Source organism: Streptomyces cyaneochromogenes (assembly GCF_003963535.1).
Lineage (GTDB): Bacteria > Actinomycetota > Actinomycetes > Streptomycetales > Streptomycetaceae > Streptomyces > Streptomyces shaanxiensis.
In genome coordinates, this window is record NZ_CP034539.1 from 3,609,878 (window position 1) to 3,632,251 (window position 22,374).

The following is a 22,374-nucleotide window of genomic DNA, read 5'->3' on the forward strand; positions in this document are numbered from 1 at the left end:
CATATGAAACTCACCGTGGTCGGCGGAGGATCGACCTACACCCCCGAACTCATCGACGGTTTCGCCCGCCTGCGCGACACCCTGCCCGTGGAGGAACTGGTCCTCGTCGACCCCGCCGCCGAGCGACTGGAGCTGGTGGGCGGGCTGGCCCGCCGTATCTTCGCCAAGCAGGGCCATACGGGCCGGGTCGTCACGACCTCCGACCTGGACTCGGGGGTCGAGGGCGCCGAGGCCGTCCTGCTCCAGCTCCGCGTCGGCGGGCAGGCGGCCCGCGAGCAGGACGAGACCTGGCCCCTGGAGTGCGGCTGCGTCGGCCAGGAGACGACCGGCGCGGGCGGTCTGGCGAAGGCGTTGCGGACGGTGCCGGTGGTCCTGGACATCGCGGAACGGGTCCGCCGTACGAACCCGGACGCGTGGATCATCGACTTCACCAACCCCGTCGGCATCGTCACGCGCGCGCTTCTCCAGGCCGGCCACAAGGCGGTCGGGCTGTGCAACGTGGCGATCGGCTTCCAGCGGAAGTTCGCGGGGCTGCTCGGCGTGACGCCGTCCGACGTCCATCTGGGCCACGTGGGTCTCAACCACCTCACCTGGGAGACCGGGGTACGCCTCGGCGGCCCCGACGGCGAGGACGTCCTGCCGAAGCTGCTGGCCGACCACGGGGAGGCGATCGCGGCCGACCTGCGCCTGCCGCGCGCGCTGCTGGACCGGCTGGGCGTGGTCCCGTCGTACTACCTGCGGTACTTCTACGCGCACGACGAGGTCGTACGGGAGCTGCGCACGAAGCCGTCCCGGGCAGCCGAAGTGGCGGAGATGGAACGGCAGTTGCTCAAGATGTACGGCGACCCGTCGCTGGACGAGAAGCCGGAGCTGCTCGCCAAGCGGGGCGGCGCCTACTACTCGGAGGCGGCGGTGGACCTGGCCGCCGCACTGCTGGGCGGAGGAGGCAGCCGGCACCAGGTGGTGAACACGTACAACAACGGAACGCTGCCGTTCCTCCCCGACGACGCGGTGATCGAGGTGCAGGCGGCGGTCGGACCGTCGGGCCCGGCCCCGCTGCCGGTGCCCGCCCTGGACCCGCTGTACGCGGGCCTGATGGCGAACGTCACGGCCTACGAGGACCTGGCCCTGGACGCGGCGCTGCGCGGCGGCCGGGACCGGGTGTTCCGGGCGCTCCTCGCCCACCCCCTCGTCGGCCAGTACGCCTACGCCGACACCCTCACCGACCGGCTGATCGCATACAACCAGGAGCATCTCGCGTGGGCATGACCGCACGTGTCCTCGCTGTCGACGCGGGCAACAGCAAGACCGACGTGGCGGTGGTCGCGGCCGACGGGACCGTCCTGGCCACCGCCCGCGGCGGCGGGTTCCGTCCGCCGGCGGTAGGTGTGGAGGCGGCGATGGACACCCTCGCCGAGGCGGTGGAACAGGCCTTCACCGCGGCCGGGGTGTCCCGCGTCGAGCACGTCTCGGCCTGCCTGGCGAACGCCGACTTCCCCGTGGAGGAGGAGACCCTGGCGAGCGCGCTGCACACGCGCGCGTGGGGCACGACCGTCGAGGTCCGCAACGACACCTTCGCGATCCTGCGCGCGGGCGTGACGCAGCCCCGCGGGGTCGCCGTGGTCTGCGGCGCCGGCATCAACTGCGTGGGCATGCGCCCCGACGGCCGTACGGCCCGCTTCCCCGCGCTGGGCCGTATCTCCGGCGACTGGGGCGGCGGTTGGGGCCTGGCGGAGGAGGCACTGTGGCACGCGGCCCGGGCGGAGGACGGCCGCGGAGGGCCCACGGCGCTGGCGCACACCCTCCCCGGCCACTTCGGCCTGCCCACCATGTACGCCCTGATCGAGGCCCTGCACATGGAGGACCTCCCCGGCACCCGCCGCCACGAACTGACGCCGGTCCTGTTCGCCACGGCGGCGGCCGGCGACCCCCTGGCCCGCGCGATCGTGGACCGCCTGGCCGACGAGGTGGTGACCATGGCCACGGTGGCCCTGACCCGCCTCGACCTGCTGGAGGAGGAGACACCCGTACTGCTGGGCGGGGGCGTCCTGGCGGCCCGGCACCCCCAGTTGACCGACGGGATCCGAGACCTCCTCATGTCCCGCGCCCCCAAGGCGGTACCGCGGGTGGTGACGGCGAGCCCGGTGCTGGGGGCGGCGCTGCTGGGGCTGGACCGGGTGGGGGCGGGGGCGGAGGTGCAGGAACGGGTACGCACCCACTTCGCATCCTGAACGCCGCCGGTCGACTCCCAACGCCGGCCCGGGCAATCCAGCCCGTTGGGGGTGCCCCCTCTGGGGGAGTTTGAGGACGGGGCCCCTCAAGGGCCGAAGCGGGGGTCTGGGGGCGGCAGCCCCCAGGGAGGAACCGAACTGATTCCCACCGCGTGTTCATGGGCAGGGGTGATGCGGGACCCTGCCCAGCCGCCGGCAGGCATCCCGCCGGTGCGGATGTCAGTCCCGGCAGCGATACTTGCGGCGAGGGATGACCACGGGGGAGGTCAACAGTGACGCAGACGCCGAAGAGCAGCGCACCACCATCGGGGCACGGCCCGGCGTCCGGCGCGCCCACCATGCCGTCCGTACCGCCGCGGCCGGGCCTGCCCGAACAGCACAGCGGCGCCGCCCGACCCCTCACCCCCGCGCAACCGCCGGAGGCACGCCGCACCGCCTTCGCCGAGGGCTTCGACCAGCTCCGCGCGGCCGCCACCACCGAACCCGGCCGCCTGCGCATCATCGGCGCCCTGCTGGCCCTCTTCGTCGTCGCCTTCGGCGCCGTGGCCGCCTGGCAGATGACCGAGCGGGCCGCCGCGGCCGACGACGTCCTCAACCGCAGCCAGCCCCTCAGCTCCGACGCGGCCGACATCTACCGCTCCCTGGCGGACGCCAACACCGCGGCCGCCAGCGGCTACCTCGCGGGCCTGCAGGAGAAGCCCGCCATGCGCGAGGGCTACGAGAAGGACATCCGCACGGCCGCCGAGAAACTCGTCAAGGCCGCCGCCAACTCCGAACCGGGCTCTCCCTCGGCGAACACGATCGCCGAACTCAGCAGACTGCTGCCGGAGTACAAGGGCCTGGTCGAGACCGCGCGCGCCAACAACCGCCAGGGCTACCCGGTGGGCGGCGCCTACCTGCGCGCGGCGAACGAGATGATGCAGCAGAAGATGCTGCCGGCCGCCGGGAAGCTCTACCAGACGGAGAACGAGCGCCTGCGCTCCGACTACGCGGACGCGAAGTCCTTCCCCTGGGCGGCGACCGGCCTCGGCCTCCTCGCCCTGGCCGCCCTCGCCTGGGCCCAACGCCGCAACTACCGGCGTACGAACCGGGTCCTCAACCACGGGCTGGTCACCGCCACGGCCACCGCCACCGTGGTCCTGCTGTGGCTCGCCGTGAGCCACACGGTGGCCCGCGCGGGCCTGAACGACTCCTACGACCACGGCGTCCGCTCACTGAACGTGCTGCACGAGGCCCGCATCGCCTCCCTGACCGCCCGCAGCGACGAGAACCTGACCCTGGTCCGCAGGGGCGCGGACTCCAAGACGCTCGACGACGGCACGGTCGTGGACGCCTACGAGTGGGGCTACGACCAGCAGATCGACCAGCTCGGCAAGGCTCTCGCCCGCGCCGAGGGCCTCGCCGACGACTCGGCGGGAGAGAAGCCCGTGCAGGACGCGAACGGCTTCATGAAGATCTGGAAGGACCGCCACAACCTCGCCCGCGACGACAACAACTCCGGCAACTACCAGGCCGCCCGCGACCGCGTCATCGGCGCCGCCAAGGAGCCGACGAGCGTGTGCTTCGACAACGTCGACAAGGCCTTGGCGACGGCGCTGGAACACGAGCAGAGCGAGTTCAAGCAGGCCGCGAGCGACGGCCGTGACTCACTGACCGGCCTGCCGACAGGCGCCGCCGTCCTCGCGGTCCTGGGTGCGGCCGGCGCGGTCCTCGGCATCGGCCGCAGGCTGTCGGAGTACCGGTGAGAGGGGGCACGACGATGAACACAGGCGACGGCTCGGACCGTCTCCGGGTCGCACCCGGCCCGTGGCAGCGTCTGCGCACCGGCCTGCGGGGCTGGGGCGGCGTGGGCGCGATGGCGCTCCTTTGCGCCCTGGCGGTGACCTTCGTGCTGCTGCTGCCGCTGAGCCAGCCGCAGGGATACGACGCCGGTACGGCCACCGGGGCTCAGGGCGTCGCCCATGGCAGCCGGGTGAAGGCCGACGACTGCGAGAACCCGCAGGACCAGAGCCTGTCGCCGTCCGGCGGCGAGGGCAAGGCGCCGACGCTGGACGCCATCAAGGCCCGCAAGGACCGGCGCCTGATCGTCGGCGTCGACACCAACAGCTACCGCTGGGGCTACCTGGACCCGAACAACCCCGCCGGTGAGCTGGAGGGGTTCGACATCGACCTGGTCCACCGGATCGCCGAGGACATCCTGGGCGACCGGGACGCCGTGCAGTTCAAGGCCATCCCGACCAGCCGCCGTGTCGAGGCGATCCAGAAGGGCGAGGTCGACATGGTGGTGCGCACCATGACGATCAACTGCGACCGCATCGAGCAAGTCGCGTTCTCCGCGCCCTACTTCGTGACCGGCCAGCAGGTCCTGGCGCCCAAGACCTCGACGATCACCGGGTTCGACAAGACCCTGGCCGAGAAGAAGGTCTGCTCGGCGCAGGGCTCCACCGCGTACGACAACCTGGAAGAGGGAAGGAAGTCCGGCGACCTCCCGGACACCACCGACATCCGGACCACCGTCCCCAACCAGCTCGACTGCCTGGTGAAGTTGCAGCTCGGCGAGGTCGACGCGGTCGTGACCGACGGTGCGCTCGCCGCGAGTCAGGCCGCGCAGGACCCCACGGTCGAGCTGAAGGGCGGCCTGTTCACCGACGAGTACTACGGCGTGGCGATGAAACTGGGCTCCGACGATCTGGTACGCCAGGTCAACCGGACCCTGGAGAACTACATCGACGACGGCGGCTGGAAGGCGTCGTACGAGAAGTGGCTGCACCCGACGATGGATCAGGGCGACAAGAAGTCGGCGTCGGCGACTCCTCCCGAAGCCCGGTACAAGTGACCGGCGTCAACTGGCGGACACTGCGACAGAATCACGACAGCGCACGACAGAACACGACGGACCACAACGCAGCGAGAGGTGATCGATGGGCGTCACGGACCCCGCCGGGCCGGTGATGGACCGGGACGAGGTGGACCGTGCGCTGGCGCGGCTCGGCGCGGAGCACGAGGCGATCGAGACCTCGCTCCTCGCCCTGCAGGACCACGCGGGCCGCAGACTTCTCGAAGGAGCCGAGCTCACGGGCGTCACCAAGGAGCGCTGGACGACCGCGGAGGCGTCGATCACGCTGCTGTGGGCGTACTTCGACGCGTACACGGACGCGTTGCGCTCCGCCCGCGACATCCGCGCCCGCCGTCGCTGGTCCAGCCGCGACGACCTGGTGGAGCTGACGGAGCTGCTGCGCGGAGAGTCGGTGACCGTCGCGGGCTCGGCGTCGGCGACCGCCAACGCCCCGACGCTGCACGGCGGTTCGGGCAAGCTCAGCGAACAGTTCACGCTGGTCACCCTGGTGGACCGGATGAACGAGCTGTACGCGACCTCGCTGGACATGGTCGTCGCCGCCGACGCGGTCTGGTCGGCGCTGCCCGCCCGCATCGATTTACTGGCCGCCGAGCTCCAGCGCACCCGCCGGCTCGCGCACTCCGTCGGTGTACGTCCCGGCGAGCACCCGGCGGGCGACGACCTGGAGCGCATCACGCGCACGCTCACCCACCTGCGCGCGGAGGTGGTCTCCGACCCGCTCGCGTACTGGCTGCCCACGCAGGGGAGTTCGGCGCCCGGCGGCGGCAGGCCGGACACCACGGTCTACGACCGCGAGGCGCGCGCTCTGGAGGACGTACGGCGTGAGATCGACGCTGTACTGACGGTCCGTCAGGATGCCGAGCAGCGTCTGGTCAAACTGCGCGACGTGCTGTCCCGCGCGGACCGTACGCTCGCCGAGGCCCGCACCGCGCGCGGTGAGGTGCTGGCGAAGATCGCCGCCACGGAGGTGCCCGTCGTCAGCGGCCCGCCGACGGTGCTGCAGGAGCAGCTGGCGACGGCCGCCGAGTACCGCAGACAGGCCCAGTGGCACCGCCTGTCCCCGCTCCTGGAGTCCCTGGAGCAGAAGGCGGAGGACGAACTGCTGCGCGCCCGCGAGTCGCTGACCGCGGTCACCGCGCCCCTGGCGGTCCGCGCCGAACTGCGCGGCCGCCTCGACGCGTACAAGGCGAAGGTCGCCCGGCACGGCCTCGCGGAGGACCCGTTCCTCATCGAGCGCTACGACGCGGCCCGCCGCATGCTGTGGAGCGCCCCCTGCGACCTGCGCGTCGCCGAACAGGCCGTCCTGCGCTACCAGCAGGCGGCAGCCGAACTGCTCGGCGGCCCACGCGTGCCGGGTCCGCGGGCGCCCGAGGACCGGAGGGGGCCGGGATCATGAGGCACAGGGGGGAGTCGTCGTCATGAGTCAGGCACAGCAGACCTGCCAGCGGCCGGACTGCGACGGGGCGTACGAGGACGTGGGCGGCGGTGAGCTGTACTGCGACACGTGCGGCCTCGCACCGGTCGTCTCGGCGACCGGCACGGTCGGTTCGCCGCCCACCGGGGTGACGGGCGGCGGCAAGGGCTCGCGCGGCTCGGCGGGCAGCGGCAGCTCCCGCTCCACCAGCCGCGGCAGCTCCCGTACGTCGTCCCAGTCGTCGAAGTCCCGGCGCTCGGTGTCGGGACGGCTGTCGCGCGCGCTGTCGGGCCGTTCCACGGGCCGCTCGGTGTCGGTGCGCAGCTCCGGCTCGGGCGCCGGCACCAGCGGCCGCGGCAGGCTCGGCGCCGGCCTGGTCCAGGTCCCGGACGTCCCGCGTCCCGACCCGCGCGCGATGGTGCTGGAGAACCCGGAGGTGCCCGAGCGCAAGCGGTTCTGCTCGCGTTCGGACTGCGGTGCGCCGGTCGGCCGGGCCCGCGGCGAGCGCCCGGGCCGTACGGAGGGCTTCTGCACGAAGTGCGGGCACCCGTACTCCTTCGTCCCGAAGCTGAAGTCCGGGGACATCGTGCACGGCCAGTACGAGGTCGTGGGCTGCCTCGCGCACGGCGGGCTGGGCTGGATCTACCTCGCCGTGGACCGCGCGGTGTCCGACCGCTGGGTGGTGCTCAAGGGCCTGCTCGACACCGGCGACCAGGACGCGATGGCGGCGGCGATCTCCGAGCGGCGCTTCCTCGCGGAGATCGAGCACGCCAACATCGTGCGGATCTACAACTTCGTCGAGCACCTCGACCAGCGCACCGGCTCCCTCGACGGCTACATCGTCATGGAGTACGTGGGCGGCAAGTCGCTCAAGGAGATCGCCAACGGCCGCCGCACTCCCGGCGGCAAGCGTGACCCGCTCCCCGTCGAGCAGGCGTGCGCGTACGGCATCGAGGCGCTGGAGGCCCTCGGCCACCTGCACAGCCGCAACCTCCTGTACTGCGACTTCAAGGTCGACAACGCCATCCAGACCGAGGACCAGCTCAAGCTGATCGACATGGGCGCGGTGCGCAGGATGGACGACGACGAGTCGGCCATCTACGGCACGGTGGGCTACCAGGCACCGGAGGTCGCGGAGGTCGGCCCGTCGGTCGCGTCCGACCTCTACACGGTCGCCCGCACGCTCGCCGTCCTGACCTTCGACTTCCAGGGCTACACGAACGTCTACGTCGACTCCCTGCCGGACCCCGACAACATCGAGGTCTTCCGCCAGTACGAGTCCTTCTACCGCCTCCTGGTCCGCGCCACCGACCCCGACCCGGCCCGCCGCTTCGCCTCCGCCCAGGAGATGGCGGAGCAGCTGACGGGCGTACTGCGCGAGGTCGTGTCACTGCAGACGGGACGGGCGCGGCCGTCGCTGTCGACACTGTTCGGGCCGGAGGTACGGGTCACGGACACGGAGCTGTTCCCGAAGCTGGACGGAGAGGTCTCGCGACTGGGGGCGCGGGTGGCTCCCGCCAGGGCCAACGGGACCAGCGGAGCCAACAGGGCCAACGGCAAGACCCCCGCCCTTCCCCCGGCCGACCCGCCCGCTCCCGCCGCCGGCCTCGTCAAGGGCGTCAACACCTCCGCCACCGCCCTCGCCCTTCCCGTCCCGCATGTCGACCCCGCCGATCCCAACGCCGGTTTCCTCGCGGGCCTGATGACCACCGCCCCGGCCGAGCTGCTCGGTGCCCTCGCCGCCGCGTCGGCGCCGTCGCCCGAGACACGGCTGCGGCAGGTGCGCGCCTGGCTGGAGAACGGCGACACCGGCGCCGCGCACGAGGCCCTGCTGAAGCTGGAGGACGAGCGGCCCGACGACTGGCGGGTCGTCTGGTACCGCGGTGTGGCCGCGCTCGTCACCGGCGACCACGAGGGCGCCGCGCTCGCCTTCGACGCGATCTACGACGCCTTCCCGGGCGAGCCCTCCCCCAAGCTGGCCCTCGGCATGTGTGCGGAGGTACTGGGCCAGTTGGACAACGCCGCCGAGTACTACCGGCTGGTGTGGTCGACCGACCCGAGCTATGTGAGCGCCGCCTTCGGCCTGGCCCGCGTCCAGCTGGCGAGCGGCGACCGCCGCGGCGCCGTGACGACCCTGGAGTCGATTCCGGAGAGCTCCATTCACTACACGGCCGCACGCGTGGCGGCCGTCCGCGCGCGGCTGCGTCAACGCACGGCGACCGCCGCCGACGTACCGTTCCTGGAGGACCTGACCGCCGCCGCGGGTCAGGTCGAGGCGCTGGACAGTTACGGTCTGGATCCGGCGCGCCGGGAGCAGTTGTCGGCGGAAGTCCTCGGTTGCGCGCTGGACTGGATACTCTCCGGTGGCCAGGGTTCCGCCCCACCTGCCGCCGGAGGACGGACGCTGCTCGGCAGCGGCCTGGACGAGCGGGGACTGCGTTTCGGCCTGGAGCGTTCGTACCGCACGCTGGCCCGGCTCGCGCGGGGCGGCGAGGAGAGGATCGACCTGGTGGAACGTGCCAACCGTTACCGCCCCCGGACGTGGGTGTAGTTGATGTCGCAGATGCCCCAGTTGTCCGCCTGCCCGAGCTGCGAATGGCCGCTCGAGTCGGGTGACCGTTTCTGCGGTGCGTGCGGATACGACCTGTCCGCCGTGCCCGTACGGCCGGACGACAACCCGACCATCGCCATGAACGGCTCGGTGTCGCCCCCGGCAGGCGCGCCCGGTCCGGTCTGGCCCGCCGCCACACCGGACGGCACCGCCACGCCGGCGGCCACTCATCTGCCGGCGAACCTTCAGGGCACGCACTCCGGCGGCCACGACCTGCCCCCGGGCACACCCCCGCCCCCGCAGTCACCGCCGCCCGTGTCCCCGGCGATGCCCGGCCCCGACACGGCAGCCGGCTTCGGCTTCCCGGCACCCGGCGCCCCGGGCGCACCGGACGGCCCCCACCCGCAGCCTGCCGGTTCACCCGCCGATCCGCCCGCCCCGACGGGCTCGCCCGCCTCCCCGGCCTCCGGCGTGCGGTTCGACCGTCCGGCGGAGCCCGAGGAGTACCCGTTGCAGGCGCCCGACCCGCGTATCGCCCCCGACCTGCCGACCCCGCGCGAGGGCACCAAGGTGTGCGTGGCCTGCCGCGCGGGCCGCGTCGACCACGACGGGTACTGCGAGAACTGCGGGCACGCCCAGCCACGCGAACGCGACCACATGGAGCAGGACGTCGGCCCGGTCGCCGCCGTCAGCGACCGCGGCCTGCGCCACCACCGCAACGAGGACGCGTTCGCCGTCGACTGCACCGCGCTGCCCGACGGCCGGCCCGCGGTCCTGGCGATCGTCTGCGACGGCGTGTCCTCGGCGACCCGCCCCGACGACGCCTCGATGGCCGCCTCCCGGGCCGCGAGCGAGTCCCTGCTGGCCGCCCTGCCGCGCGGCACACACCCGCAGCAGGCCATGCACGACGCGATCGTCGCCGCCGCGAACGCGGTCAACGCGCTGGCCGGAGAACCGGCCACGGCCCGTGAGCACGCCCCGCACCAGAACGCCCCCGCCTGCACGATCGTCGGCTCCGTGGTGACGCCCGAGCTGCTGATCGTCGGCTGGGTCGGCGACAGCCGCGCCTACTGGGTCCCGGCGGACCGCAGCACTCCCCCGGCCCGGCTCACCGAGGACGACTCCTGGGCCGCGCAGATGGTCGCCGCGGGCCTGATGAACGAGGCCGAGGCGTACGCCGACGAGCGCGCCCACGCCATCACGGGCTGGCTCGGCGCGGACGCGTACGAACTGGAGCCGCACACCGCTTCCTTCAAGCCGGACCGGCCGGGTGTAGTGGTGGTGTGCACGGACGGGCTGTGGAACTACGCGGAGGCGGCCGAGGACATGGCCGACGCGCTGCCCCTCGACGCCATCGCGCGTCCCCTGCACAGCGCCCGGGTCCTGGTCGGTCACGCGCTCGACGGCGGGGGCCACGACAACGTAACAGTGGCCGTCGTGCCGTTCCCCGCACCGCCGATGGGGGCAGGATCGGCCTGAGGCCGCACCGCGGAGCGAGGTCTCAGCGGACCGGAGGGGACCGGTCCGTCGACATCCATGGCATCACCATGGGGTTCTTTAGGGGGATTTGAGAACGCATGGCCAATTTCTCGAAGTCGAACGTGCCGCAGTTCTCGGTGGACGTGTACCAGAACGAGTACCTGCCGGAGGGCGGTCGCGACGTCAACGCGATCGTCACGGTGACCGCGACCGGCGGCGGCACGGTCGGAAGCGCGGTCGCGGCGCCCCACCTCTACGCGCCGGGACAGGGTCCGTCCGCGGGCGTGGCGATCATGGTCGACTGCTCGGGCTCGATGGACTACCCGCCGACCAAGATGCGCAACGCCCGCGACGCCACGTCCGCCGCGATCGACACCCTGCGCGACGGCGTCCACTTCGCGGTGATCGGCGGCACGCACGTCGCCAAGGAGGTGTATCCGGGGGGTGGCCGTCTCGCGGTCGCCGACGCCACCACCCGCGACCAGGCCAAGCAGGCGCTGCGCAGGCTCAGCGCGGGCGGCGGCACGGCCATCGGCACCTGGCTGCGGCTCGCCGACCGCCTGCTGTCCTCGGAGGAAGTCGCCATCCGGCACGGCATCCTGCTGACCGACGGCCGCAACGAGCACGAGTCACCGCAGGACCTCAAGGCCGCCCTCGACGCCTGTGCCGGACGGTTCACCTGTGACGCCCGTGGCGTGGGCACCGACTGGGAAGTGAAAGAAGTCACAGGGATCGCCTCCGCCCTGCTCGGCAGCGCCGACATCGTCGCGGACCCGGCCGGTCTGGCCGCCGACTTCACGCGGATGATGGAGACGGCGATGGGCAAGGAGGTCGCGGACGTCGCCCTGCGGGTGTGGACGCCGGTGGGCACGACCATCAAGTTCGTCAAGCAAGTGGCACCGACGGTCGAGGAGTTGACCGACCGGCGCACGGAGGCCGGCCCGCGGGCCGGGGACTACCCCACCGGCTCCTGGGGCGACGAGTCCCGTGACTACCACGTTTGCGTCGAAGTGCCCGCCGCGGAACTCGGCCGGGAGATGCTCGCGGCCCGGGTCTCCCTGGTCGTCCCGCAACCCGACGGCAGCGCACAGAACTTGGGCGCCCAGGGTCTCGTACGGGCCGTGTGGACCGACGACATGGCCGCCTCGACGTCGATCAACCCCCAGGTCGCCCACTACACCGGCCAGGCCGAACTCGCGCAAGCCATCCAACAAGGGCTCGATCTTCGCAAAGCAGGCGATATCGATGGAGCAACGGCCAAACTGGGTCGCGCGGTTCAGCTCGCCAGCGCTTCCGGAAATGCGGATACCGCGAAACTCCTTGCGAAGGTGGTGGACGTGGTCGACGCCGCGACGGGTACTGTGCGACTGAAGGCGAAGGTCGCGGAGGCCGACGAGATGACTCTCGAGACACGGTCGACAAAGACTGTTCGTGTAAAGAAGTGACCTAGCAGCGACCCAGCAGGACCCTAAAAGCATCGAGCCTGACCCCTTGGGGTTGGAGAAATCCGGTCGACGACGGCCGGAAAAGGAGAGGGGGAAGCGCCGACATGCCGACCTGCCCGAACGGACACCAGTCGGGTTCCGACGACTGGTGCGAGGTCTGCGGTCACCGCATGGCCGGTGCCGTACCTCCGCCCCCTCCGCCTCCGCCCCCGCCGGGGGGTGGCTACGGCTTCCCGCCGCCCGGTGGCCCTGGTGGCCCCGGTCCCGGTGGCCCGTCCGGTGGCCCGAACATGGGTCAGCCGGGCGGCCGTCCGCACCTGTCCGCCGTACCGGAGCCGGAGCTCTGCCCGCAGTGCCGTACGCCGCGTGAGGGCGGTGCGCCGTTCTGCGAGGAGTGCCGGTGGAACTTCCTGACCAACACGGCGACGTCGTACACCCCCGCCGCCCCGCACCCCGGTGCGCCCGGCGGCCCGGGCCTGCCCTCCCACTTCCAGCAGCAGTCGGGGCCCCCGCCGTCGTCGGGGCCGCCTCCGTCGTTCGGCGGCGGTGACTCGTACGAGTACCAGGGCTCGCGCCCGTCCCAGGTGAACCGCCCGGCGGAACCGATCCCGCCGTTCGGCGCGGAACCGCAGGGTCCGGGTGGTCCCGGTGGTCCCGGGGGCTTCGGTCCCGGCGGTCCGGGTGGTCCTGGTCCGGGGGGCCCGGGTGGTCCTGGTGCGGGCTTCGGCGGTCCCGGTGGCCCTGGCGGCCCCGGCGGCCCCGGCGGCTTCGGCGGCTTCGTTCCTGGACCCGGTGGTCCTGGCCCCGGCGGTCCCGGCAACACCAACCCCGGTGGCCCCCCTGGCCCGGGTGGCCCCGGTGGTTTCGGTGGTCCTGGCGGCCCCGGTGCTCCCGGCCCTGGTGGCCCCGGCCTCAACGCCCCCTCCGGCTTCGGCGGCGACCCGTCGCGGCCGGTTCCGCCGCCGCCCGGCCCGACCCCGCCCGGCGGTCCCGGCGCGACCGGCGGTGCTCCGCAGGCGTTCCAGCCGTCCGGCCCGGCCGGTCCCGCGGCCCCGCCGGCCCAGCCCGGGTTCGGGCAGGACCCCAACCGTCCGCCGCAGGGCGGCCCGTCCTTCGGCGGCGGCAACGACGACTGGGTGATCTCCCCGCCGTCGTCGGGTCCCGGCGGCCCCGCTCAGGGCGGCTACGGCTACCCGCCGCCCGGCGCGACCCAGGCTCCGCCGCCGCCCGGTCCCGGCTACCCGCAGCAGCCCGCCGGCCCGGCGACCTGGACGGCCACCATCGGCCCGGACCGCGACTACTTCATGGCGATGATGCAGCGCTCCGGCCCCGAGGCCGCGGGTCTCAACCTGCCCGCGTACTCCCCCGAGCAGCAGCGCACGCTCACCGGCAACCAGGTCACCATCGGCCGCCGCCGCCACTCCACCGGCGAGTCCCCCGACATCGACCTGTCGGTGCCGCCGGAGGACCCGGGCGTCTCGCACCAGCACGCGGTCCTGGTCCAGCAGCCGGACGGCAGCTGGGCGGTCGTCGACCAGAACTCGACGAACGGCACGACCGTGAACGGCTCCGAGGAGCCGATCCAGCCGTTCGTGCCGGTCACGCTGCAGGACGGCGACCGGGTGCACGTCGGGGCGTGGACGACGATCACGATCCGGCGCGGCTAGGCCTCGGACCGGGAGGGGGCGGTCGTACGGCGAGAAAGTGCCGTACGACCGCCCCCTCCCGGCGTCTCAGCCGGGCAGCGCCCACGCGTACGGCCCCTCGGGGTCGTCCAGCCACGCCCACTCGTGTTCGCCGCTCAGCGTGATCCCGTACCGCTCCCGCTGCGGCTGGCCCTCCCGCTCCCACAGCGCGTACGCCTCCTGCGGGTCGAGGCTGCCGCGGGTCAGCGCCAGCAGGAAGCGGAACAGCTCGTGGTCGCGGGCCCGGCGCGGCAGCCCGCCCAGGTGGACGGACCCGGGCTCGGACCGCACCCCGCCGCGCAGCGGCACGAAGTAGGCAGGCGTGTGCAGGAAACGCCCTTCGGCGTGCTCGGCGTCCCGCACGGTCAGGGCGACCAGGCCGGTGGCGAACGGGGTCAGAATGCGGGCGCCCGGGCGGCACTGGGCGAGCCAGGCGCGCGGGATCGACAGCAGGGTGCAGGTCGCGATGATCCGGTCGAAGGGGGCGCGTTCGGGCACGCCGCGCGCGCCGTCGCCGGTGACGACGACGGGGTGGTAGCCGGCGGCCGCCAGGTGCCGGCGTGCCGACTCGGTGATCTCCGGCTCCAGGTCGACGGTGGTGACGAGGTCGTCGTCGCCGAGCCGGTGGGCGAGCAGGGCGGCGTTGTAGCCGGTGCCCGCGCCGATCTCCAGGACCCGGTCGCCGTCCGCCACCTCCAGCGCGACCAGCATCATCGCCATCAGGGACGGCTGGCTGCTGGAGGAGACCAGCTCGCCGTCGCGCAGCCGGGTGGCCAGCGGCGTGTCGGCGTACGCCCCGCGCACCCAGCGCTCGCGCGCGCCCGGGTCGGGGCTCTGGCCCCAGCGCCGCTCGTAGCCGCCGGAGACGCCGACGTAGTAGTACGGCACGAACAGATGCCGCGGAACGGCCGCGAAGGCCTCCCGCCACACGGGGTCCTCGGCCCACGCCCCGCTCGCGTCGATCGCACGCACCAGCTCGGCCCGCGCCGAGGCGGCGAGGGCCGCGAGTCCCTCGGCGTCCCTGTCGAGATCCTGCGCGCTCATACGTCCACTGTCCTGCGGCAGGCGGTGCGAGGCGAGCGCCCTGCCGGACGATCCGGAACGCGTCACTCGGGACCGTCCGCAGCGCGTCACTCGGGACCGTCCGCAACGCGTCACCGGGGGCGACTGGTCCTAAGCCTCCGGTCCTCCGTCTCCGCGTCTGAGACCATGGGCCATGTGAATGAAATTCGGCGCGGCACGCTTCAGGAGCAGACCTTCTACGAGCAGGTCGGCGGGGAGGAGACCTTCCGCCGCCTGGTCCACCGTTTCTACGAGGGTGTCGCCGAGGACCCGCTCCTGCGGCCCATGTACCCCGAGGAGGACCTGGGCCCGGCCGAGGAGCGCCTTGTCCTGTTCCTGATCCAGTACTGGGGCGGTCCGACGACGTACAGCGAGAACCGCGGCCACCCCCGCCTGCGCATGCGCCACGCCCCGTTCACCGTGGACCGCGCGGCCCACGACGCCTGGCTGAAGCACATGCGGGTCGCCGTCGACGAGCTCGGCCTCTCCGAGGAGCACGAGCGGACGCTGTGGAGCTACCTGACGTACGCGGCGGCGTCGATGGTGAACACCGCGGGCTGAGCCCGGCCGATCCCGCTCACGCCCCCGTCACGGCGGGGTCAGCGAACGCTGACGTCCAGCGCCCCGAGCCCCGCCCTGCGTACCGCGATCGACCCGTACGGCGTCCGCAGCCGCAGCCACGCCCCGGAGGACAGCAGCCCCAGCTCGCTCTGCCCCGCCGCCCCTCGGGGCCGCAGGAAGCCCAGCGACTGGGCCGCGTGCACGGCCCGTACCGGAAGGGGCGTCTCCCCGACCGTCCGGGACCAGATCTCCCGTCCGATCCGGTCGAGCTCGGCCCGGGTACGCCGCTCCGGCGCCAGCTCCTGCGTACGGGACCGGAACTCGGCCACCGCCGCCCCGACCAGCTTCCCCAGCTCGCCCGGCGCCGGCAGCCCGGCCTCGCGCCGCCAGCCACCGCGCGGCGGGAGCACCCCGGCCCACGGCGGCCCGGTGACCGCGGCGGGGACGACGGCCGTGCCCGCCGCCTCGTCGACGGACTCCAGCAGCTCGCCCGCGGACACGGTCACGTCCAGCGTGACGTCGAGCCCGTTCTCGTACGGCTTCGCCAGCCGTACCGCGCGGATCGCCAGCACCTCGAAGGACGGCGGCCGCCCGAAGACGGCGAGCGCGGTACCGGCCGCCTGCAGACGCACCGCGGCTCCGCGGTCGTAGTGGAGCAGCCGGGAGAGGAAGGCCGCGAGATCCGCCGCCTCCCCCTCGTCGGCGAGGTGGAGCACCGTCATGCGGCGACGGCCTCCTCCTCGTCGTCATCCCTGTATCCCGCGAGGAACTCCCGCTCCTCGCCGGTGAGCCTGCGCGGGCGCTGCGCCTCGAAGTCGAACGGCACTATCACCGTCGACGCCCGGACGTAGACGAGGTCGTCGTCCTTCACCTCATAGGCGATGGTGAAGGACGCCGCCCTGATCTCGGTCACCCACAGCTCGATGTCCACCGGGTGGTGCCGGTGGACGAGCTGCCGCTTGTAGTCGATCTCATGGCGGGCCACCACGGACCCCTGCTTGAAGTCCTTCTCCGGGCGGAACAGGAAGTCGATACGGGCTTCCTCCAGGTAGCGGAGGAACACCACGTTGTTGACGTGGCCGTACGCGTCCATGTCCGCCCAGCGCAGCGGGCAGCGGTAGATGTGCCGCAAGATCGATCAGCCCCGGGTCAGCTTCTTGTAGGTGGCACGGTGCGGACGCGCCGCGTCCGGCCCCAGCCGCTCGATCTTGTTCTTCTCGTACGACTCGAAGTTGCCCTCGAACCAGAACCACTTGGAGTCACCCTCGTAGGCGAGGATGTGCGTGGCGACCCGGTCCAGGAACCACCGGTCGTGGGAGACGACCACGGCGCAGCCCGGGAACTCGAGGAGCGCGTTCTCCAGGGAGCTCAGGGTCTCGACATCGAGGTCGTTGGTCGGCTCGTCGAGGAGCAGCAGGTTGCCGCCCTGCTTGAGGGTGAGCGCCAGGTTGAGACGGTTGCGCTCACCGCCGGAGAGCACACCGGCCGGCTTCTGCTGGTCGGGACCCTTGAAGCCGAAGGCCGAGACATACGCACGGCTCGGCATCTCGACCTGACCGACGTTGATGTAGTCGAGCTCGTCGCTGACCACGGCCCACAGCGTCTTCTTCGGGTCGATGTTCTCGCGGCTCTGGTCGACGTACGAGATCTTGACGGTGTCGCCGACCTTGATCGAACCGGAGTCGGGCGTCTCCAGACCCTGGATCATCTTGAACAGGGTCGTCTTGCCGGCGCCGTTGGGGCCGATGACACCGACGATGCCGTTACGCGGCAGAGTGAAGCTCAGGTCGTCGATGAGGACCTTCTCGCCGAAGGCCTTGTTGAGGTTGTTGACCTCGACGACGATGCTGCCGAGCCGCGGGCCCGGCGGGATCTGGATCTCCTCGAAGTCCAGCTTCCGCATCTTCTCGGCCTCGGCGGCCATCTCCTCGTACCGCGCGAGACGGGCCTTGGACTTGGCCTGCCGCCCCTTGGCGTTGGAGCGGACCCACTCGAGCTCTTCCTTGAGCCGCTTGGCGCGCTTGGCGTCCTTCTGGCCCTCGACCTTGAGACGGGTCTGCTTGGTCTCCAGGTACGTGGAGTAGTTGCCCTCGTACGGGTACGCGCGCCCGCGGTCGAGCTCGAGAATCCACTCGGCCACGTTGTCGAGGAAGTACCGGTCGTGGGTGATGGCGACCACGGTGCCCGCGTACTTGGCGAGGTGCTGCTCCAGCCAGTTCACGGACTCGGCGTCGAGGTGGTTGGTGGGCTCGTCGAGGAGCAGCAGGTCGGGCGCCTCGAGGAGCAGCTTGCAGAGCGCGACGCGGCGCTTCTCACCACCGGAGAGGTTGACGACGGGCCAGTCGCCGGGCGGGCACCCGAGCGCGTCCATGGCCTGCTCGAGCTGGGCGTCGAGGTCCCAGGCGTTGGAGTGGTCGAGATCCTCCTGGAGCTTGCCCATCTCGTCGAGCAGCGCGTCGGAGTAGTCGGTCGCCATCAACTCGGCGATCTCGTTGAACCGGTCGAGCTTGCCCTTGATCTCGGCGACACCCTCCTGGACGTTCTCCAGGACGGTCTTGTCGTCGTTCAGCTTGGGCTCCTGCATCAGGATGCCGACGCTGTAACCGGGCGACAGGAAGGCGTCACCGTTCGACGGCTGCTCAAGCCCCGCCATGATCTTCAGAACGGTCGACTTACCGGCACCGTTCGGGCCGACGACGCCGATCTTCGCTCCGGGGAGGAAGTTCAGGGTGACGTCGTCGAGGATCACCTTGTCGCCGTGCGCCTTGCGCGCCTTGCGCATGGTGTAAATGAACTCAGCCAAGAGAAACCGTCCGGCAGCTTGAAATCTGGCAGTGGGCAGATACACCCCATCTTGCCCGACGGCTACCCCTGGGGGGAAACGCGTATGGTCCGAGGCCTCTGACCTGGGGTTTCACTGTTGGCGGCTATGACTCGGCTGTCAACGTCGGTCATCGTCGGTCGGCCTCGGGCGCCCTCGCACGGCCCAGAGACGGCCCAGGATCGGGGCTGCTCACTCAAGGGGCTGGGCTGCCACAGGCAGCTGCTCGCTGTGGAGCCAGGTGAAGGTGCGGTCGGGTTCGAGGTGGGCGTCTCCCCAGTGGATGACGTGGATGCCGTTCTCAGGGTCGGCCGTGAAGAACAGACACACGAGTTTCGTGGAGGCCCCGAGGGCCTCAAAGGTCTCGTGCAGCTCCTCGTATTCCTCCGTCGTGAGCTCGTCGTCAAGAGGAAAGAGACCGTCTTGTGGCTCCGGCCCGTGGCTCAGGAGCATCCGACGGCGCGTGGGGGAAGCGTTGGCGGCCAGCCGCGCACGTTCGAGGGGCTTGGGGCGATCGGCGTACTTAAAGGGGAAGAGAGCGTGGTCGTTGATGACTGCGTACTCGTACCCGCGCACGTCCCGCACGGCTTCGTCCAGCTCACGAGCCGTATCCGCGAGGTTCTCGCGCACAGCCTCGGCCAGGGTGACGCCGTAAGGGCTGCGCTTCTTCAGCCTCGCGGTGAGGTGAACCGCATGAGCCCTCGTGTGAGCCCTCGCCAGTTGCTCCGGGATCGCTTCGACGAGCCTGCCGGCATGCCGCCCAAACCGCTCCACGGCCCAGTCCGACGGCCCGCCGTGGTTACCACCCAGCACGGACATGCAGAGTCCCCCTCCCCCAGTCACCCCGCTTACCAACTGTGTGACACGTGCATGAAGAATCAACAAGGGCGCGGATCCGGCCACACCCGGCGAGGGGCCTGCTGGGGTGCACCGACAAGCTTGGAGCGAGGGCTTAGAAGGCGCTTGGCGTGTTCACCGGGGGTCGGTCACTGATCAGGGCGGCTACGCCTTCCGCTGACAGCTCGCCACCTGCCGTCGACACACATTCGACACGGCCCGGAGCAGGTTCACGGCCGCCGGTAGGCCGATGGGTCGACACCCGCTTCTGGCGTCCTGCTGATGGACACGTAGGCGGGGTACTCAGAATCTCCAACCTGAATGAGGGCGAAGAGATCAAGGTCATGGTTCGCGAATCTGTGGAGGTACTGGAGGAACAGCTCCAACTCCTCGTCCGACAGCCGCTCATCGTGCCGCTCGTTGCGCATTCGGTCACGATACGAGCGGAGGAGCTACCGGTCAGTTCCGTCGCCAGCCGTCGCAGGTCCTCCGGGCCCGTGTCTGGGTCGCCGAGCTTGTCCGAGGCTTGTCCCAGCGGATCGGCAGCCATTCCTTGAAAGGATGGGTGCGCCAGAACTGGCATACGAGGGATGGTGCGATGCCGACAAGTCGAGGGACGTCGAGCCTTGAGTGGGCCTAAACTGGCAGGCCTAGGCGCCGCACCCTCTGGATCAATGCGGCCCGGTCGTCGCGGGAGGGCGATCAGTTGGGGAAGCATACGGACCGGTTCCAAGACGAATTGAGCGCGCTATACGAGGAGGCCGGCAAGCCGTCCCTGAGGCAGTTAGCCAGGCGAAGCGAGAATCATCTGGCGGCATCGACGATCGGCAGCTGGCTCAACGGTCGTGCCCTACCGAGCGAAGCACTCACGCACGATTTCCTGGCGCTGGTCAACTCGTTGGAAGTGCTGGCAGGGCAAATCGCAGGAAATACCCGGTCACGGGACTCGCGCTTGTGGCTGAGCCTGCTCCAGGCAGCCCGCCGGGAGCGCGATGTTCGCGTCGATTCCGAGGCGCCAGTCGACTGGGCTGAGATAGTCAAGAACCCTGCCATATTCGAGACACTGGTAGGTCTGCTCATTCTCCGGATTCGTCCTCATGCCCAAGTTGTCCAAGGAAATGATAAGGACCGCGGATACGATGTATTTGAGCACTCGGAGGTCGAAGGGTTCGTCCAGTACGAATTGAAAGCCTTCACGGGCCGCATGACGTCGGATCGCAGAGCGCAGATTCGTCGTTCGCTGCAGAGGCTCGCACCTCAGCCGGATCGCTGGGATCTCGTGGCGCCGATCGACCCGACACCCCCTGAGGCTTCATGGTTCGCAGACCTTCGCGCGGAGTTTCCGTTCGTCCGGCAGTGGAACGGCCTCCGTTGGTTGAATCGGGTGCTCAGCGGTCAACCTGACCTGGTCGCCCATGTGGTTGGGAGTTCACCAGACCTCCTTGGTAGGCGCCTGCGGGATGCCATGGCCAGCCGCCGCTCGCTGCCAGGAAAGGGTGCGCCAGACCCTCTAGGGGGGCATGGTTCTCTCCGCTGCCTAGGCTTTGGCGATCGGCCCGCTGACGAGGACTTACTGAACCGGGACGCCTTGGTCGCAGCTATCGCCGACCTGCTGGTGACGGCCGAAGAAGACGCCAGAACCATGGTGGAAGCAAGTGGCGGTTTTATGGACGCAACGGGCCCGACCGTCGTGGCTTTGGAGGGCCCATGGGGGTCGGGCAAGACGAGCATGATGCGACTGATCGAAAGGGAAGTCCTTCGCCGGCAGCCAGCACTCTGCGACACGAATGGCCCGCAACGGCGTTGGTGGCGACGTTCGCCCGAGCATCTTTCGGTCAAGGCGGCACTTCTGCAGCTGATACGGACCGCCCCTGAGGCACCCGAGTACAGAGAAGTTTCTGAGGCGGGAAAAGTGGCATGGGCCGTGCGACCTTCGACGTCTATAACAGCCCACTTCAACCCCTGGGCGCATCAGACGAATGATCAGATATGGGCAGGTCTGACTCGGACGATTGTCGAGGCTGCACAGCCTGCGCTGGGACCCCACGGGCGAAGCCGGGAGGCTTACTGGCTGCGCAGGAACTCAGTCCGCTTGGACCGTCATCAACTGCGTCGCACGATGTTGCGGCGGCTCTGCTCCCCGCTGCTGCGAGTGGCAGTCTTCGCACTGCTCGCTCCCCTGGTCGCACAGCTCGCCAAGGGAGGACAGAACTACGACATCGCTGGGCATCAGATCAGTGCAGTTTTGCTGGCAGGGGCGTTGCCGACACTCTTGGCCGCTGCGGGGGTCATTCATACGGTGTTGCGCCTAGCGGGCGGGCGGGCGCGGTCCTACCTGCCGGGCGAGCTCCTGGACGGCCCGGTGATGAGCGGTCCTCTCGCCTCTGGGGGAAGTGGAGGCGTTGGTGACGCTCTGAGAGACCCGTACTACAACGCTCGGTCCGGATACCTCTACCTCGTTCAGCACGACATCCGGGAGCTGCTCGCGACCTTGAAAGAAGGCGGTCACGAGCTGATCGTCTTCATTGACGACCTGGACCGTTGCTCACCCCGGGTGACCGCTGATGTTTTCGAGGCAGTCAACCTGTTTTTGTCGGGCGCGCTGCATGTCCCTACGCGGCAGAGCGCAGAGGACCAAGCCCGGTGCCGGTTTGTTCTTGGGCTCGACCCCGGAGTCGTCGCCGCGCATCTGGACCGAGCCTATGCAGATCTCGCGACTGCGGACCTAGCTGACGCTCATCAGGACCCTTCGGCTGGCTGGACCTTCCTGCGCAAGCTCGTCCAGCTGCCGGTGGCCCTGCCGCCGACGTCGCAGGGCAGCGTCGAAGCCGCTCTCACCGGGTTACTGGGCGACGTTGCCCTGTGGGCTCCGGTGACCGTCGTCGCTCCCGACGAGGCGGGCGAACAGCAGTCTGTCGCTGCTCCTGCTCAGGCCCCATCCTCGACCACGACTTACGGCCGTACATCGGAGACCGAGGTACTTGTACGTGCCCTGGAGACGGATCCCTCGGTCCGTGACCAGCTCGGGAAACGCCTGAGCGCACAGAAGGATCTCTCGCTCCGTGAAGTAAAACGGCTTTTGACGCTGTGGCAGTTCTATCTTCGGGTGCTAGGCCACAAGGAGCACGGACTGGAGAGGCTGTCGGTACAAGAGGCTGTCCATCTGGTGGTTCTTTCCGAGATCGCGGCCCGCTGGCCGGCGCTCCAGACGTCCCTGCGCCGACGCTTCGACGGAGTGACGGGGCTAGCGATTCTCGCTGAGAGCACCACGGACGACCTCTCGTGGGCCAGAGCCCTCCGGAGCGTCGGCCTGGATGACACGCGCCACGCCAAGTCGTGCATTGCGCTGCGATCGTTGCTCGCCGAGCATGAAGGAAAGGTGGTGGCTGAGCTCGCCGAACGGCTGTCTTAAGGATCCTTCTGGCGGCGGA

17 protein-coding genes are annotated in these 22,374 nt (G+C 70.7%); 11 read left to right on the forward strand and 6 right to left on the reverse strand.

Features of this window, described 5'->3' with window-relative positions; all coding sequences use genetic code 11:
* Positions 1-3: 3 nt before the first annotated feature.
* The 9 genes from EJ357_RS16065 to EJ357_RS16110 all read left to right on the forward strand — a co-directional run bounded on the left by EJ357_RS16065 (position 4) and on the right by EJ357_RS16110 (position 13,644).
* Positions 4-1,269 carry a 6-phospho-beta-glucosidase gene (locus tag EJ357_RS16065; protein ID WP_126392278.1) on the forward strand — a complete coding sequence of 422 codons (1,266 nt, stop codon included), beginning with the start codon at positions 4-6 and terminating at the stop codon, positions 1,267-1,269.
* Entirely contained in the window at positions 1,260-2,231 is a 972-nt protein-coding gene (locus EJ357_RS16070) for an N-acetylglucosamine kinase (protein WP_126392279.1), read from the forward strand. The genes EJ357_RS16065 and EJ357_RS16070 overlap by 10 nt, the downstream gene beginning before the upstream one ends.
* Before the next feature lie 272 nt (positions 2,232-2,503).
* Positions 2,504-3,976, forward strand: a complete 1,473-nt coding sequence (locus EJ357_RS16080) for a hypothetical protein (RefSeq protein WP_228473072.1) — start codon at positions 2,504-2,506, stop codon at positions 3,974-3,976.
* A 14-nt stretch (positions 3,977-3,990) separates the two neighbouring features.
* A complete protein-coding gene (locus tag EJ357_RS16085; RefSeq protein WP_126392281.1) occupies positions 3,991-5,067 on the forward strand; it encodes a glutamate ABC transporter substrate-binding protein in 1,077 nt (358 codons plus the stop codon).
* Positions 5,068-5,152: 85 nt separating this feature from the next.
* Positions 5,153-6,484: a coiled-coil domain-containing protein gene (locus EJ357_RS16090; protein WP_126392282.1), complete on the forward strand. Its 1,332-nt coding sequence runs from the start codon at positions 5,153-5,155 to the stop codon at positions 6,482-6,484.
* Between the two features lie 22 nt (positions 6,485-6,506).
* A complete protein-coding gene (locus tag EJ357_RS16095; RefSeq protein WP_126392283.1) occupies positions 6,507-9,053 on the forward strand; it encodes a serine/threonine-protein kinase in 2,547 nt (848 codons plus the stop codon).
* Between the two features lie 3 nt (positions 9,054-9,056).
* The gene (locus EJ357_RS16100; RefSeq protein ID WP_126392284.1) at positions 9,057-10,532 is read left to right on the forward strand and encodes a PP2C family serine/threonine-protein phosphatase; all 1,476 of its coding nucleotides are present in this window, start codon (positions 9,057-9,059) and stop codon (positions 10,530-10,532) included.
* A gap of 98 nt (positions 10,533-10,630) precedes the next feature.
* Positions 10,631-11,977 (forward strand): vWA domain-containing protein, encoded by a 1,347-nt coding sequence (locus EJ357_RS16105; protein WP_126392285.1) that lies wholly within the window; start codon positions 10,631-10,633, stop codon positions 11,975-11,977.
* A 104-nt stretch (positions 11,978-12,081) separates the two neighbouring features.
* Positions 12,082-13,644 (forward strand): FHA domain-containing protein, encoded by a 1,563-nt coding sequence (locus EJ357_RS16110; protein WP_126392286.1) that lies wholly within the window; start codon positions 12,082-12,084, stop codon positions 13,642-13,644.
* A 66-nt stretch (positions 13,645-13,710) separates the two neighbouring features.
* On the opposite strand, the gene EJ357_RS16115 is transcribed toward EJ357_RS16110, so the two are convergent.
* Positions 13,711-14,706 (reverse strand): methyltransferase domain-containing protein, encoded by a 996-nt coding sequence (locus tag EJ357_RS16115; protein WP_126392287.1) that lies wholly within the window; start codon positions 14,704-14,706, stop codon positions 13,711-13,713.
* 165 nt (positions 14,707-14,871) lie between these two features.
* Between EJ357_RS16115 and EJ357_RS16120 the strand changes: the two genes are divergently transcribed.
* On the forward strand, positions 14,872-15,285 hold the full coding sequence (locus EJ357_RS16120; RefSeq protein ID WP_126392288.1) for a globin: 414 nt from the start codon (positions 14,872-14,874) through the stop codon (positions 15,283-15,285).
* A gap of 38 nt (positions 15,286-15,323) precedes the next feature.
* Here EJ357_RS16120 and EJ357_RS16125 read toward each other — a convergent pair whose 3' ends face one another.
* The 5 genes from EJ357_RS16125 to EJ357_RS16145 all read right to left on the reverse strand — a co-directional run bounded on the left by EJ357_RS16125 (position 15,324) and on the right by EJ357_RS16145 (position 19,371).
* Entirely contained in the window at positions 15,324-16,007 is a 684-nt protein-coding gene (locus EJ357_RS16125) for a hypothetical protein (RefSeq protein ID WP_126392289.1), read from the reverse strand.
* Positions 16,004-16,417, reverse strand: a complete 414-nt coding sequence (locus EJ357_RS16130; RefSeq protein WP_126392290.1) for an acyl-CoA thioesterase — start codon at positions 16,415-16,417, stop codon at positions 16,004-16,006. The genes EJ357_RS16125 and EJ357_RS16130 overlap by 4 nt, the downstream gene beginning before the upstream one ends.
* Before the next feature lie 6 nt (positions 16,418-16,423).
* Positions 16,424-18,088, reverse strand: a complete 1,665-nt coding sequence (gene ettA, locus EJ357_RS16135) for an energy-dependent translational throttle protein EttA (RefSeq protein ID WP_126392291.1) — start codon at positions 18,086-18,088, stop codon at positions 16,424-16,426.
* A 210-nt stretch (positions 18,089-18,298) separates the two neighbouring features.
* A complete protein-coding gene (locus tag EJ357_RS16140; RefSeq protein WP_126392292.1) occupies positions 18,299-18,925 on the reverse strand; it encodes a hypothetical protein in 627 nt (208 codons plus the stop codon).
* A 248-nt stretch (positions 18,926-19,173) separates the two neighbouring features.
* Complete coding sequence (locus EJ357_RS16145) at positions 19,174-19,371, reverse strand: hypothetical protein (RefSeq protein ID WP_126392293.1); 198 nt, start codon at positions 19,369-19,371, stop codon at positions 19,174-19,176.
* Between the two features lie 311 nt (positions 19,372-19,682).
* On the opposite strand from EJ357_RS16145, the gene EJ357_RS16150 reads away from it, so the two are divergent.
* The gene (locus EJ357_RS16150) at positions 19,683-22,355 is read left to right on the forward strand and encodes a P-loop NTPase fold protein (protein WP_175647410.1); all 2,673 of its coding nucleotides are present in this window, start codon (positions 19,683-19,685) and stop codon (positions 22,353-22,355) included.
* Positions 22,356-22,374 lie beyond the last annotated feature (19 nt).

What these genes read in the sequence shown, in the direction of transcription:
- EJ357_RS16065 (WP_126392278.1), top strand. Translation starts at nt 4, where the DNA reads ATGAAACTCACCGTGGTCGGCGGAGGATCGACCTACACCCCCGAACTC.
- EJ357_RS16085 (WP_126392281.1), top strand. Translation starts at nt 3,991, where the DNA reads ATGAACACAGGCGACGGCTCGGACCGTCTCCGGGTCGCACCCGGCCCG.
- EJ357_RS16090 (WP_126392282.1), top strand. Translation starts at nt 5,153, where the DNA reads ATGGGCGTCACGGACCCCGCCGGGCCGGTGATGGACCGGGACGAGGTG.
- EJ357_RS16095 (WP_126392283.1), top strand. Translation starts at nt 6,507, where the DNA reads ATGAGTCAGGCACAGCAGACCTGCCAGCGGCCGGACTGCGACGGGGCG.
- EJ357_RS16100 (WP_126392284.1), top strand. Translation starts at nt 9,057, where the DNA reads ATGTCGCAGATGCCCCAGTTGTCCGCCTGCCCGAGCTGCGAATGGCCG.
- EJ357_RS16105 (WP_126392285.1), top strand. Translation starts at nt 10,631, where the DNA reads ATGGCCAATTTCTCGAAGTCGAACGTGCCGCAGTTCTCGGTGGACGTG.
- EJ357_RS16110 (WP_126392286.1), top strand. Translation starts at nt 12,082, where the DNA reads ATGCCGACCTGCCCGAACGGACACCAGTCGGGTTCCGACGACTGGTGC.
- EJ357_RS16115 (WP_126392287.1), bottom strand. Translation starts at nt 14,706, where the DNA reads ATGAGCGCGCAGGATCTCGACAGGGACGCCGAGGGACTCGCGGCCCTC.
- EJ357_RS16120 (WP_126392288.1), top strand. Translation starts at nt 14,872, where the DNA reads ATGGGCCATGTGAATGAAATTCGGCGCGGCACGCTTCAGGAGCAGACC.
- EJ357_RS16125 (WP_126392289.1), bottom strand. Translation starts at nt 16,007, where the DNA reads ATGACGGTGCTCCACCTCGCCGACGAGGGGGAGGCGGCGGATCTCGCG.
- EJ357_RS16140 (WP_126392292.1), bottom strand. Translation starts at nt 18,925, where the DNA reads ATGTCCGTGCTGGGTGGTAACCACGGCGGGCCGTCGGACTGGGCCGTG.
- EJ357_RS16145 (WP_126392293.1), bottom strand. Translation starts at nt 19,371, where the DNA reads ATGCGCAACGAGCGGCACGATGAGCGGCTGTCGGACGAGGAGTTGGAG.